The sequence below is a fragment of the Arthrobacter sp. R-11 genome, from assembly GCF_049913155.1.
GTDB lineage: Bacteria > Actinomycetota > Actinomycetes > Actinomycetales > Micrococcaceae > Arthrobacter.
The window spans coordinates 3,253,575-3,267,301 of record NZ_CP183979.1 but is presented as its reverse complement, the minus strand read 5'-3'; the positions used below and the strand labels follow the sequence as shown (position 1 = coordinate 3,267,301).

Here is a 13,727-nt window from a genome sequence, read left to right as displayed (position 1 = left end):
GGAGGGGGCGTTCTTCATGTGCTCTTACTTGGCTTTGCCGAGGAAATCCTGCAGGCGGCGCACGCCTTCGGCGAGGTCCTCGTCGCCCAACGCGTAGGACAGGCGTACGTATCCGGAGGGGCCGAAGGCCTCGCCCGGAACGATCGCGACCTCAACCTCGTCCAGGATCAGCGAGGCCAGCTCGGCGGAAGTCGACGGGCGGACCGGACCGTTCGCCGTCGGGAATTCCTTGCCGAGCAGGGCGCGGACGTCGGCGTAGACGTAGAACGCACCGGCCGGCGTCGGGCAGTCAACGCCCTCAATGGCATTCAGTCCCGCCACGATTGCCTTGCGGCGGCGGTCGAAGGCGATCTTCATTTCGTCGACGGCGGTCAGCGGGCCGGAGACCGCGGCAAGGGCCGCGATCTGCATGATGTTCGAGACGTTGGAGGTCGCGTGCGACTGCAGGTTGGTGGCGGCCTTGATGACGTCGGCCGGGCCGATCATCCAGCCGACACGCCATCCGGTCATGGCGTAGGTCTTGGCGACGCCGTTGAGGATGACGACCTTGTCGCCGAGTTCCGGGGCGGCGGTAGCGATCGACGTGAAGGGCACACCGTCGTAGGTCAGGTGTTCGTAGATCTCATCCGTGACCACCCACAGGCCCTTGGCAGCGGCCCATTTGCCGATTTCGGCGACCTGCTCCGGGCTGTAGACGGCGCCGGTGGGGTTGGACGGGGAGACGAACAGGAGGATCTTCGTCCGCTCCGTGAGGGCGGCTTCGAGCTGGTCCACGGTCACCAGGTAGCCCTGCTCGGGGCCGGCGAAGACCTCCACCGGCACACCGCCGGCAAGACGGATGGCCTCCGGGTAGGTGGTCCAGAAGGGGGTCGGGATGATGACCTCGTCGCCCGGGTCGAGCAGGGTGGCGAAGGCGTTGTAGACGGCCTGCTTGCCGCCGTTGGTCACCAGGACCTGGGACGGATCGACCTTGTAGCCCGAATCGCGGAGGGTCTTCGCCGCAACGGCCTTCTTGAGTTCCGGGAGCCCGGCCGCGGGGGAGTACCGGTGGTTCTTGGGATCACCGGCGGCTTCGATGGCGGCCTTGACGATGTAGTCCGGGGTGGGGAAATCCGGTTCCCCGGCGCCGAAGCCGATAACGGGACGGCCGGCGGCCTTGAGCGCCTTCGCCTTGGCATCAACGGCAAGGGTGGCGGATTCGGCAATGGCGGAAATTCTCTGTGAAACGCGGGCGGGAGCTGTTCCGGCAGGCATGTGGGACCGTTCTTCGCTGGCAGCGTGAGCTGGATGATGGGAAACGACGAGTTCTACTCTATGCTGTTCTGCGGACGCCCTGCGGGCCTGTTTGCGAAAGTGACGGCAGCGGCGGGGGAGCCAGGATGCCCGGACACACCGGAACTGTCCCGGTTCGACTATCGCGAAGTTCTTGCGTAGACTGGTTCACCGGTGTTGAAAAACATCACAATGGTCCGCGCCTCTGGCGAGGGGCCAAAACATGGATTCGTTCCATAGGGTAGTGGCGCAATTGGTAGCGCAGCGGTCTCCAAAACCGCAGGTTGCAGGTTCGAGTCCTGTCTGCCCTGCGCAGGCTGTTCCGGTTTCAGTCCGGGGCAGACGCGGCAACGGTTCTGATCAGAACCGGGTCAACAACTTTGCATGGATGAGTGAGGACCGGGTGACCGAAACAGCTGCAAGCAGCTCGAAGGGCCGACCTGCCAGGAAGGCCGAGGCCGGCTTCTTCGCTCGAATCACCCTCTTCGTCCGCCAGGTAATCGGCGAACTCAAGAAGGTGGTCGCTCCGACCCGCAAGGAACTGATCAACTACACCCTTGTGGTGCTGGTTTTCGTGGCCGTCATGATGCTCATCGTCACCCTGCTGGACCTGGCCTTCGGTACCGGAGTCAGCTGGGTGTTCGGCGGGTCAGGCGCCACGGACCGCTAAACGGATCACTCCGCAAGCCGTGCGGAAATCCCCGGAAATTCAAGGGATTTTGCAGGGTTTGTGGAATTGAGCCATTTAAATAGGCATGTTAGGCAATGAGGAAGCAGGAGACCAAGTGTCTGAGCAGGAGCTCGAGGTAAACGAGACTGAGCTGGATGGAAGCACGGACGCCGCGGCGGAGGCCGTGGATACGTCCGAGGCTGAGTCTGCTGCGCCTGAAACCGCCGGAGAAGAAGCCGGCGACGACGCCCTCGCCACCGCGGCTGCAGCCGCACCGGCCGATCCGGCCGAGGAATTCAAGGCCAAGCTGCGCCGCCAGGAGGGTGACTGGTATGTCATCCACTCCTACGCCGGTTACGAAAACCGCGTGAAAGCGAACCTTGAGACCCGCATCCAGACCCTGGACATGGAAGATTACATCTTCGAAATCCAGGTCCCCATGGAAGAAGTCGTTGAGATCAAGAACGCCCAGCGCAAGGTCATCAACCGCGTCCGCATTCCCGGTTACGTCCTGGTCCGCATGGACCTGACGGATGCTTCCTGGGGCGCCGTCCGCCACACCCCGGGTGTCACCGGATTCGTGGGCAACGCCCACAACCCCGTGCCGCTGCGCCTCGACGAGGTCTTCTCGATGCTCGCCCCGGTCTTCGAAGAAGAGCAGGCCGAAAAGGGCAAGCCGGTCAAGCAGAGCGCTGCTCCGGTTGCCGTGGACTTCGAGGTCGGTGAGTCGGTCATCGTCAAGGAAGGTCCGTTCGAGACCCTCCCGGCCACGATTTCCGAGATCAAGCCGGAATCCCAGACCCTTGTGGTGCTGGTTTCCATCTTCGAACGTGAAACCCCCGTGACCCTCGCGTTCAACCAGGTCACCAAGATCTGACAGACCCAAAGATTTCGCCCTGCTTCCGCCTGCTTAGCGGTTGCGGGGCGGCCGGCCGCCTCGCCATGGCGGCCAACAACCTGAGGCACGCTCCTGTGTCCCAGGACGCTATTTAGAGAAGGACCCTACATTGGCTCCCAAGAAGAAGGTCACCGGCCTCATCAAGCTGCAGATCCAGGCAGGTGCCGCCAACCCGGCCCCGCCGATCGGTCCTGCGCTTGGCCAGCACGGTGTCAACATCATGGAATTCTGCAAGGCGTACAACGCCGCAACGGAAGCCCAGCGCGGAAACGTCATCCCGGTTGAAATCACGGTCTACGAAGACCGCTCCTTCACCTTCGTCACCAAGACCCCGCCGGCTGCAGAACTCATCAAGAAGGCTGCAGGCGTTGCCAAGGGCTCGTCGACCCCGCACACCGTGAAGGTCGCCAAGCTTACCCAGGCACAGGTCGAGGAAATCGCTTCCACCAAGATGGAAGACCTCAACGCCAACGACATCGCGGCCGCTGCCAAGATCATCGCCGGCACCGCCCGCTCCATGGGCATCACCGTCGAAGGCTAAGCAAAGCCTTCAACCGCCGGGAAACCGGCACTTGAAATCATTGAAATGTTGGTAGTCCACGCCGGACTCCCAACCGTGGCAGGGCCCCGCGCGGTCCGCAGACCACAACTGCACAAGGAGAAACAAGCAGCATGGCAAAGCGCAGCAAAGCATATGAGGCAGCCGTAGCCAAGATCGAGGCTGGCAAGGTCTACGCCCCGTTCGAGGCAATCAGCCTGGCAAAGGAAATCAACCCGTCCAAGTTCGACGCAACGGTTGAGGTCGCTTTCCGCCTCGGCGTTGACCCCCGCAAGGCCGACCAGATGGTCCGCGGCACGGTCAACCTTCCCCACGGCACCGGCAAGACCGCCCGTGTCCTGGTTTTCGCGACCGGCGACAAGGCTGAAGCAGCAATCGCTGCCGGCGCCGACTTCGTGGGTTCCGACGACCTGATCGAAAAGATCGCAGGCGGCTGGACCGACTTCGACGCAGCCGTTGCCACCCCTGACCTCATGGGCAAGGTTGGCCGCCTCGGTAAGGTCCTCGGCCCGCGTAACCTCATGCCGAACCCGAAGACCGGCACGGTTACCCCGGACGTCGCCAAGGCTGTCAACGACATCAAGGGCGGCAAGATCGACTTCCGCGTCGACAAGCACTCGAACCTGCACTTCATCATCGGCAAGGCATCCTTCGACGCCATCAAGCTGGCCGAGAACTACGCCGCAGCCCTCGAAGAGGTCCTCCGCCTGAAGCCGTCCGCTTCCAAGGGCCGCTACATCCAGAAGGCCACCGTCACCACCACGTTCGGCCCGGGCATCTCCGTCGACCCGAACGTCACCAAGGTCCTGACCGAAGCCTAAGCTTCACCAGTTCCGCTTCAAAAAGCCGCCCGGCATTTGCCGGGCGGCTTTTTCGTAGCCTCGGCCTGGGACCCCTCGCGGGCTAGCGCCTAACCCGCTCCCCGCCCTCGCAAGCTCGGCCTGGGACCCCTCGCGGGCTACGCTTGGAACCATGGTCGAAGCCGCGGAAGCCACCATCCACGAACTCCACCTGCCGCCGGGCCTGGACTCTGCGGAGGCCACGGAGTTCCGCGAATACTGCGAGGCCCTGGACGGGATCCTGATGGAACACTGGGGCAACCTGGATCTGGCGGCATCGCTGCCCGCGCGGCTCGCCGGCTGGGCTGACAACGACTACCGCAAACTCCGCAATTTCTACCTCCGCGCCGACGGGAAGATCGTTGGCAGGGGATTCGTGGAACTCTCGCTGAAGGACAACCTCGGCAGCGCCTGGCTGCGCGTTGACATCGCAGGCCCATACCGCCGCAGGGGCTTTGGCAGCATGCTCCTCCGGCACCTCGAGGCCGTGGCCCGGGACGAAGGCAGGAGCACCCTGATGGCGAGCTCCGGCGACCCCGAACGCCCGGAATACGGCGCCGACGTCCTGCTGTCCCCGGTGGGCACGGGAACGGTACCCAGGAACGCCCCCGGTACCGCATTCGCGCTCCGGCATGGGTACTCGCTCGCCCAGGCCACCCGTTACAGCACCTTGCAGCTGGACGGCGCCCCCGACTGGTCAGGACTGATGGCGGCGGCGGAAACAGCATCCTCTGACTACGAGCTACTCAGCTGGACGAACAGCTGTCCCGAGGAACTGGTGGACGAGTTCGCAATCCTCATGGGCCGGATGAGCACCGACGCCCCCGTGGGCGGCCTGGATTATGAAGCCGAGGCCTGGGACCGGACGCGGGTGCGCACCTTGGAGAAGGAGACCGCGGAGGAAGGCCAGGACTGCCTGGTTGTCGCCGCCCGCCACCGGGCCAGCGGGGTGCTCGGTGGTTACACGGCACTTTATGTGGACCCGCTTAAGCCGTGGCTGGGTGAGCAGGACGATACGCTTGTGGCAGCAGGGCACCGTGGCCACCGGCTCGGCATGAGGTTGAAGATCGCCAATCTGCGACGCTTGAAACGGGAATATCCCCGCGTTGAACGGGTGACCACCATGAACGCGGAAGAAAACCGCTACATGTTGGCAATCAACGTGGCACTTGGCTTCGCACCCTCGGGTGCATACGGCGAATGGCAGAAGAGGACTGGATGACGGACAACGTGGAGATCGGACAGCTGTGGATTCCCGATTCGCTGGAAGCGGCCGATGCCAAGGACTTCCTCGAAGCCGTTGAAGTGAGCAGGAAGGTCCGCATGCAGCTGTGGGGCAGCGACGACCTCGCCTACACCCCGCTGGAAAAGCTCCTCGAACTGGGGGACCCCTATGAGCGCCAGGTCATCCTGGTTGCTCGGATCGACGGGCGCATCATCGGCACCGTGGACATCGCGCTGCCCCTCGCCGACAACCTCGACCTTGCCGAATTCACCCTCGACATTCTCCCCGAATTCCAGCGGCGCGGGGCAGGCCGCCGGCTCCTCGAAGCAGCCGAGCAGCTTGCCCGGGCCGAAGGCCGCACCATGGCCATGGTGGATACCAACCATCCGGCGGCGTCCCTGCAAGGCGATGCGGGAGGGCAGCTGGTTCCAGGCAGCGGCCTGGGCTCCGTCCCCCTGGCCAGCCGGGAGGTGGACTTTGCCCAGCGGGCCGGCTACACCCTCCAGCACATCGAGCAGTTCAGCTCCTGCGCGCTTCCGCTTGATTCGAAGCTCGTGTCCGAACTCGAGGCGGAGGCGGACGCCGCCAACGGCGGCCGCTACCGCATCCACCACTGGACGGACCGTTGCCCCGACGAGTGGCTGGACGCCGTCGCCGCCCTGGAAAACGCCGCGGGTGAAACGGTCGACGACGACGCGGCAGGAGCAGCGGAAGAGCAGCTCGTGTTCGACGGCGGCATGTTGCGCGAGGCGGAAGACGCGGCCATCGCCCAGGGCCGCCGGACTGTTGTCACCGCCGTCGAGCACGTCGCCAGCGGCCGCATCGTTGGGCTGACCACCATCGGGGTGCTCGCCCAGCGCCAGGACGTTGTGTTCCAGGACGACACCACCGTGCTGCAGGAACACCGGGGGAACAAGCTCGGCCTGCTCATCAAGGTGGCCAACATGCAGCGACTCAGCGAACAATTCCCCGACGCCCGCGTGATCTACACATGGAACGCGCCGGAGAACCGCTACCTGCTGACCGTCAACAAGCAGCTCGGATTCACGACGGCGGGCGTCACCGGCCTCTGGCAGAAGGAACTTCCCGCCCGGGCCGGTACCACGTCCTCGGAGTGAGCAGGTTTCGGTGCGCGATTGCCCCGATTTGGAGTTGCGCTGTTCCGTCCCGTAACCTTGAACTACCAAAGACCGTCGGTTGATGGGAATCCACTTTCCAAGGCAAAGCTCAACAATGCAGCTGCGCCCGGAAGGATCCGCGGATTCCCGGACGAAGGACCCTGACAAAGGGCGGCCGGCGCAGGTGAACGAAGCAAGTCTCCGTGGTCATGGACCGCGTCGAGCCAAGCCCCGTGCATCTGCGCGGGGCGTTTTTCGTTGCAGCTCTTCTTGAGCGGGGACCCGGAAGACCGGCACTATTCCCCGGAAGGAGGGTTATGGCAACGCCCAACAAGATCTCCGCAGTAGCTGAGATCACGAACGATTTCAAGGAATCGACCGCCGCTGTCCTGACCGAATACCGCGGGCTCTCTGTTGCACAGCTCAAGCAGCTGCGTGTTTCTCTCGGCCAGGACACCAAGTTCTCGGTCGTCAAGAACACCCTGACCGCCATTGCAGCCAAGGAAGCCGGTGTCGAAGCATTCGACGGCCAGCTTGCCGGCCCCACCGCAATTGCGTTCATCAAGGGTGACGCGGTTGCCGCCGCCAAGAGCCTGACGGACTTTGCCAAGGCCAACAAGCAGCTGGTCATCAAGACCGGCTACTTCGAGGGCAAGGCCCTGAACGCAAGCGAAGTTGCCGCCCTGGCAGCTCTCGAGTCCCGTGAGCTGCAGCTCGCCAAGGTTGCCGGTGTCCTCAAGGCTCCTGCTGCCGCTGCTGCACGCATCATCGACGCCCTGCGTATCAAGCTTGAAGAAGAGGGCGGCGCTCCGGCACCGGCCGCTGAAGAAGCTCCGGCCGCTGACGAAGCACCGGCTGCAGAAGAAGCTGCCGCTCCGGCCGAAGCCGAAGCTGCAAGCGAAGAGAACTAAGTTCTCCCCCCAATCAAACTCCGGTGCGGTAGCGGGCACGGCCCGCACAGGCACCACCTAAAGGAAGGACGCCAACCATGGCGAAGCTCAGCAACGAAGAGCTCATTGAAGCTTTCAAGGAACTGACCATCATCGAGCTCTCCGAGTTCGTCAAGCTCTTCGAAGAGACCTTCGAAGTTACCGCTGCTGCTGTTGCAGTCGCCGGCCCCGCCGGTGGCGCTGCCGCTGAAGAGGCCGAAGAGAAGACCGAATTCGACGTCATCCTCGAATCCGCTGGCGACAAGAAGATCGCAGTGATCAAGGAAGTTCGCGCCATCACCTCCCTCGGCCTCAAGGAAGCCAAGGACCTGGTCGACGGTGCTCCGAAGGCAGTTCTCGAAGGCGCCAACAAGGAAGCTGCCGAGAAGGCCAAGGCTCAGCTCGAAGAAGCAGGCGCAACCGTTACCCTCAAGTAACTCGTCTTGCTCTGGGAAGCCCCGTCCGGTTCGCCGGGCGGGGCTTCCTGCTCTTAAAGCCAACGCGGGGTCAGGCGGGGTCGCTGATGTCCGCCACCACCGCATCCAAGGCCGCCGTCAGCGCATCGGCATCCACGAAGGCGCTGTAGCCGTGGGCCCCGGCGCCCATCGAGATCCGCCGGCCGGCAATGCTGGCGTCCGCGTAGACGGGCCACGCTGTGGTGCTGCCCAAGGGCGTGATGGTCCCGCGCTCGTAACCGGTGGCTTCCAGGGCGACGTCGGCTTGCGGCAGGGAGAGCTTGTTGACTCCCAACAAGGCCCGCAGCTTCGGCCAGGAAATCTGCCGGTCCCCGGGAATGAGGGCGAACAGGAAGCTGCCGTTCCGGTGTTTGACCACCAAGGACTTCACGATGTCCGCCGGGGTGATCCCCAGGATCCCGGCCGCCTCTTCCAGGCTGCGGGCGGCTTTGCGCTCCACAAGCTGGACATCCAAGCCGCGGGCCTGGGCATCGGCGAGGAACCGTTCCGTACCGTTCACGTTTCCTTCCTTCCGCGGGCCCTCGTGGCCCGCACGGATTCCGGCAGCTTCAGTCGCGGTAGAGCAGGAGCGCTTCGCCCTGCCCGCCGCCGCCGCAGAGCGATACCGCCGCCTTGCCCGATCCGCGCCGCTTGAGCTCGTGGGCCGCGTGCAGGGCGAGCCGGGCGCCGGAGGCCCCGATCGGGTGGCCCAGCGCGATCGCTCCGCCATGGATGTTGCACTTTTCCAGCGGGTAGGACAGTTCCTTGAGGGACTGGACAGCAACCGAGCCGAACGCTTCGTTGATCTCGATGAAGTCCAGGTCTTCAGCCTTCCAGCCTGCATTCGCCAGGGCCCGCTTGATGGCGTTTGACGGCTGGGAGTGCAGCGAGTTGTCCGGACCGGCCACCTGGCCGGGCTTGCCGACCACCGCGAGGTACTCCAGCCCCTTCTCCTCCGCGAAGGCGCGGCTGCAAAGCACGAGTGCGGAGGCGCCGTCGGACAGGGGAGAGGAATTGCCCGCCGTGATGGTGCCGTCGCTGGCAAACGCAGGCCGGAGCGGTGCCAGGGTGTCCAGCGTCGTGTCCGGGCGGATGCCCTCATCCTCGGTCACCACCACCGGCTCGCCCTTGCGCTGCTTCACGCTGATGGGGGCGATCTCGCCGTCGAATACGCCTTCCTTGACCGCGACGGCGGCGCGCCGGTGCGAGGCGGCCGCCACTTCGTCCTGGGACTTGCGGTCGATGCCGAGGGTGACGTTCCGGGTCTCGGTGGACAGGCCCATCGACTGGCCGTCGAAGGCGTCGGTGAGGCCGTCATGGGCGGCGACGTCCAGAGCCTGGATGGCCCCGTAGGTCCAGCCCTGGCGGGAGCCGGGCAGCAGGTGCGGGGCCCGGCTCATGGATTCCTGGCCGCCGGCGACGACGACGGTGGCGTCGCCGCTGCGGATCAGGCGGGCCGCGTCGATCACTGCCGTGAGTCCCGAGAGGCAGACCTTGTTGATCGTGACGGCGGGGATGTTCCAGCCGACTCCGGCCGCGATGGCGCTTTGCCGGGCGGGGTTCTGGCCGGCGCCTGCCTGCAGGACCTGCCCCATGATGACGGCGTCGACCTGGCCCGCCGCAACCCCGCTGGCCGCGATGGCCGCCGAAATCGCGTGGGCGCCGAGCTCGACGGCGGTGAATCCTGCCAGCTGGCCGTTCAGCCGCCCCTGTGGGGTGCGTGCCGCGGCCAGGATGACAACGTCATTGTTGTCCGTTGCGTTGCTCATTTTCTCTCTTCCGTTCAGGAAACCAGTGAGCCAAGGCTACAACGCATGGTGTGCCTCACAATGTCAACGCCGGGAGGAGGCGGGGCATTCCGCGGGGGCAGTGGTAGGTGCCTGCGGCAACCTTGCTTGCAATCGGCGGGGAAGTGGGGTAGACACGTAGGGCGATTTGCCGTATTGTGGATATTTGCGTCTTCCCTGTTAACCTTCAGCCTTCATATAGCGGTGGGCTTTACCTCTCAGCTGCGCCATTGACGTGCCTTTGACCAGGCAAATCACGGCCGGCGGGAGCCCGGGTCATATAGCGGAACCGGATTGGTGCCCTGCGGACATTGTGCCCGCGGGATACAAACGGGGGAGATCTGAAAACGCCTGAAGGTCTGTGGAAGGATCCCTCTTGGTCGCCTCGAGCACCTCTAATGTAAATAACGCAGGAACCGCTATCAATGCCGACAGCACCGACGGTGCTACCCGCCGGCTCTCATTCGCAAAGATTCACGAACCGCTTGATGTTCCGAATCTCCTCGCCCTGCAGACGGACAGCTTTGACTGGCTCGTCGGAAACGAACGCTGGCAGGCGCGGGTTGCGAAGGCCGTCGAGGAAGGCGACCTGAGCGTCGCCACTACGTCCGGACTTGCCGACATCTTCGAAGAGATCTCCCCGATCGAAGATTTCCAGGGCACCATGTCCCTGAGCTTCTCCGAGCCGGAGTTCGCTGACCCCAAGTACACCATGGCCGAGTGCAAGGACCGCGACGCCACCTACTCGGCGCCGCTGTACGTCAAGGCCGAGTTCATGAACAACAACACGGGCGAAATCAAGCAGCAGACCGTGTTCATGGGCGACTTCCCCCTCATGACGGAGAAGGGCACCTTCGTCGTCAACGGCACCGAGCGTGTCGTCGTCTCCCAGCTGGTCCGTTCCCCGGGCGCCTACTTCGAGCGGGCCGCGGACAAGACCAGCGACAAGGACATCTTCACCGCGCGCATCATCCCGTCCCGCGGTGCATGGTTCGAGCTCGAAATCGACAAGCGCGACCAGGTCGGCGTCCGCCTCGACCGCAAGCGCAAGCAGTCCGTCACCGTGCTGCTGAAGGCCCTCGGCTGGACCGACGGCCAGATCCTCGAAGAGTTCGGCCAGTACGACTCCATGCGCGCCACGCTGGAGAAGGACACCACCGAAACCCGCGAAGACGCGCTCCTGGACATCTACCGCAAGCTGCGCCCGGGCGAGCCGCCCACCGTCGAAGCTGCCGAGGCCCTGCTGCGCAACCTCTACTTCGAGCCCAAGCGCTACGACCTGGCCAAGGTCGGCCGGTACAAGATCAACCGCAAGCTTGGCATCGACCGCTCCCTTGGCGACAAGGAAGCTTCGGTCCTGCATGTCGAAGACATCGTCGCCATGATCAAGTTCCTCGTCGCGCTGCACGCTGGCGAGAAGACCATCACGGGCAAGCGCGATGGCGAAGACCACGAGATCCGCGTCGAGATCGACGACATCGACCACTTCGGCAACCGTCGCATCCGCGCCGTCGGCGAACTGATCGAGAACCAGGTCCGCACCGGCCTGTCCCGCATGGAGCGCGTCGTCCGCGAACGCATGACCACGCAGGACGTCGAGGCCATCACGCCGCAGACCCTGATCAACATCCGCCCGGTTGTGGCAGCGATCAAGGAGTTCTTCGGAACCTCCCAGCTGTCCCAGTTCATGGACCAGAACAACCCGCTGTCGGGCCTGACCCATAAGCGCCGCCTCTCGGCCCTTGGCCCGGGTGGTCTGTCCCGTGACCGCGCCGGCATGGAAGTCCGTGACGTCCACCCGTCGCACTACGGACGTATGTGCCCCATCGAAACCCCTGAAGGCCCGAACATCGGTCTGATCGGTTCGCTGGCGTCCTACGGCCGCATCAACCCGTTCGGCTTCATCGAGACCCCGTACCGTCTGGTTTCCAACGGTGTTGTCTCCGACGAGGTCCAGTACCTCACCGCCGACGACGAAGCCGAGGTGCTGATTGCCCAGGCAAACGCACCCCTGGACGCGAACAACAAGTTCTCGGAAGAGACCGTGCTTGTCCGTGCACGTGGTGGTGGGGGAGAGCCCGTGCTCGTTCCCGCCGACGACGTTCAGTTCATGGACGTTTCCCCGCGCCAGATGGTGTCCGTGGCTACGGCCCTGATTCCGTTCCTCGAGCACGACGACGCCAACCGCGCCCTCATGGGTGCGAACATGCAGCGCCAGGCCGTGCCGCTGGTCCGTTCCGAGGCCCCGTTCGTGGGCACCGGCATGGAGCGCGCCGCAGCCGTTGACGCCGGCGACGTCGTCATCGCCAAGAAGGCAGGTGTGGTCGGCGAAGTTTCGGCAGACCTCGTCACCATGCTCAACGACGACGGCACCGAGTCCAGCTACCGGATCAGCAAGTTCGCCCGCTCCAACCAGGGCAACTGCTACAACCACCGTGTCCTGGTGAGCGAAGGCCAGCGCCTGGAAGTCGGCGGCATCATCGCCGACGGCCCGGCAACGGACCAGGGTGAACTCGCCCTCGGCAAGAACCTCCTCGTGGCATTCATGTCCTGGGAAGGCCACAACTTCGAGGACGCCATCATCCTGTCCCAGCGCATCGTCGCCGAGGACGTCCTTTCCTCCATCCACATCGAGGAGCACGAGATCGATGCCCGCGACACCAAGCTTGGTGCCGAGGAAATCACCCGTGACATCCCCAACGTGTCCGAGGAAGTCCTGGCGGGCCTGGACGAGCGCGGCATCATCCACATCGGTGCCGAGGTCGAGGCCGGCGACATCCTGGTCGGCAAGGTGACCCCGAAGGGTGAAACCGAACTGACCCCGGAAGAGCGCCTGCTGCGCGCCATCTTCGGCGAGAAGTCCCGCGAAGTCCGCGACACCTCCCTGAAGGTGCCGCACGGCGAGTCCGGTACTGTCATCGGCGTCCGCGTCTTCGACCGCGACCAGGACGACGAGCTGCCCCCGGGCGTGAACCAGCTGGTCCGCGTCTACGTCGCCGCCAAGCGCAAGATCACCGACGGTGACAAGCTCGCCGGCCGCCACGGCAACAAGGGTGTCATCTCCAAGATCCTGCCGGTCGAGGACATGCCGTTCCTTGCCGACGGCACCCCGGTGGACATCGTCCTGAACCCGCTGGGTGTTCCGGGCCGCATGAACGTCGGTCAGGTCCTGGAAACCCACCTCGGCTGGGTTGCGAAGACCGGTTGGAAGATCGAAGGCGAGCCGGAGTGGGTCAAGAACCTGCCGAACCTGCCGCGCGAGACCTCTGCCAACCAGACCCTCGCCACCCCGGTGTTCGATGGTGCCCGCGAAGAGGAAATCACCGGCCTGCTGGATTCGACCAACGTCACCCGCGACGGCGACCGCCTGATCGACTCCTCCGGCAAGACCCGTCTGTTCGACGGCCGCTCCGGCGAGCCGTTCCCGGACCCGATCTCCGTCGGCTACATGTACATCCTGAAGCTCCACCACCTGGTGGACGACAAGATCCACGCCCGCTCCACCGGCCCGTACTCCATGATCACCCAGCAGCCGCTGGGTGGTAAGGCACAGTTCGGTGGCCAGCGCTTCGGTGAAATGGAAGTGTGGGCCCTTGAGGCCTACGGCGCTGCCTACACGCTCCAGGAACTGCTCACGATCAAGTCGGATGACATCCACGGCCGCGTGAAGGTCTACGAAGCCATCGTCAAGGGCGAGAACATCCCCGAGCCTGGCGTTCCGGAATCCTTCAAGGTCTTGATCAAGGAAATGCAGTCGCTGTGCCTGAACGTGGAAGTCCTTTCCACCGACGGCACGACGATCGAAATGCGTGACTCTGATGACGCAGTCTTTACGGCTGCGGAAGAACTGGGCATCGATCTGTCTCGTGCAGAGCCCAGCTCCGTAGAAGAGGTCTAGTGAGCCGGCGACGGCGGCCTCCCGCCGCCGTCGCGCTCCTCCTCTTTCCGTAACCAAGACTTCAGAACTTAGAGAAC

The 13,727-nt window shown here is 64.4% G+C and carries 12 protein-coding genes and 1 tRNA gene; 10 read left to right on the top strand and 3 right to left on the bottom strand.

What is annotated here, in order from left to right; genetic code table 11:
• Positions 1–24 precede the first annotated feature (24 nt).
• On the bottom strand, positions 25–1,254 hold the full coding sequence (locus tag ACN9M4_RS14840) for a pyridoxal phosphate-dependent aminotransferase (protein ID WP_426299136.1): 1,230 nt from the start codon (positions 1,252–1,254) through the stop codon (positions 25–27).
• A 256-nt stretch (positions 1,255–1,510) separates the two neighbouring features.
• On the opposite strand from ACN9M4_RS14840, the gene ACN9M4_RS14835 reads away from it, so the two are divergent.
• The 9 genes from ACN9M4_RS14835 (at position 1,511) to rplL (ending at position 7,947) form a co-directional block, all read left to right on the top strand.
• Positions 1,511–1,583: transfer RNA gene (locus ACN9M4_RS14835), tRNA-Trp, on the top strand.
• Positions 1,584–1,660: 77 nt separating this feature from the next.
• Positions 1,661–1,942, top strand: a complete 282-nt coding sequence (gene secE / locus ACN9M4_RS14830; RefSeq protein ID WP_426299134.1) for a preprotein translocase subunit SecE — start codon at positions 1,661–1,663, stop codon at positions 1,940–1,942.
• 115 nt (positions 1,943–2,057) lie between these two features.
• Positions 2,058–2,819, top strand: a complete 762-nt coding sequence (gene nusG, locus ACN9M4_RS14825; RefSeq protein ID WP_426299132.1) for a transcription termination/antitermination protein NusG — start codon at positions 2,058–2,060, stop codon at positions 2,817–2,819.
• 130 nt (positions 2,820–2,949) lie between these two features.
• Positions 2,950–3,381, top strand: a complete 432-nt coding sequence (gene rplK / locus ACN9M4_RS14820; protein WP_115790318.1) for a 50S ribosomal protein L11 — start codon at positions 2,950–2,952, stop codon at positions 3,379–3,381.
• Positions 3,382–3,512: 131 nt separating this feature from the next.
• Positions 3,513–4,220 carry a 50S ribosomal protein L1 gene (gene rplA, locus ACN9M4_RS14815; protein WP_074587835.1) on the top strand — a complete coding sequence of 236 codons (708 nt, stop codon included), beginning with the start codon at positions 3,513–3,515 and terminating at the stop codon, positions 4,218–4,220.
• Between the two features lie 151 nt (positions 4,221–4,371).
• Positions 4,372–5,460 carry a GNAT family N-acetyltransferase gene (locus ACN9M4_RS14810; RefSeq protein WP_426299129.1) on the top strand — a complete coding sequence of 363 codons (1,089 nt, stop codon included), beginning with the start codon at positions 4,372–4,374 and terminating at the stop codon, positions 5,458–5,460.
• The gene (locus ACN9M4_RS14805; protein ID WP_426299127.1) at positions 5,439–6,581 is read left to right on the top strand and encodes a GNAT family N-acetyltransferase; all 1,143 of its coding nucleotides are present in this window, start codon (positions 5,439–5,441) and stop codon (positions 6,579–6,581) included. Before ACN9M4_RS14810 ends, ACN9M4_RS14805 begins: the two co-directional genes overlap by 22 nt.
• Positions 6,582–6,898: 317 nt before the next feature.
• Positions 6,899–7,492: a 50S ribosomal protein L10 gene (gene rplJ, locus ACN9M4_RS14800; protein WP_426299125.1), complete on the top strand. Its 594-nt coding sequence runs from the start codon at positions 6,899–6,901 to the stop codon at positions 7,490–7,492.
• 77 nt (positions 7,493–7,569) lie between these two features.
• Positions 7,570–7,947, top strand: a complete 378-nt coding sequence (rplL, locus tag ACN9M4_RS14795) for a 50S ribosomal protein L7/L12 (RefSeq protein WP_120523157.1) — start codon at positions 7,570–7,572, stop codon at positions 7,945–7,947.
• 70 nt (positions 7,948–8,017) lie between these two features.
• Here the strand turns inward: rplL and ACN9M4_RS14790 are convergent, their stop codons facing one another.
• A complete protein-coding gene (locus ACN9M4_RS14790; protein WP_426299122.1) occupies positions 8,018–8,485 on the bottom strand; it encodes an aminoacyl-tRNA deacylase in 468 nt (155 codons plus the stop codon).
• A gap of 49 nt (positions 8,486–8,534) precedes the next feature.
• Entirely contained in the window at positions 8,535–9,734 is a 1,200-nt protein-coding gene (locus ACN9M4_RS14785; RefSeq protein ID WP_426299120.1) for an acetyl-CoA C-acetyltransferase, read from the bottom strand.
• A 394-nt stretch (positions 9,735–10,128) separates the two neighbouring features.
• On the opposite strand from ACN9M4_RS14785, the gene rpoB reads away from it, so the two are divergent.
• A complete protein-coding gene (rpoB, locus tag ACN9M4_RS14780; protein WP_426299118.1) occupies positions 10,129–13,650 on the top strand; it encodes a DNA-directed RNA polymerase subunit beta in 3,522 nt (1,173 codons plus the stop codon).
• Positions 13,651–13,727: the final 77 nt, after the last annotated feature.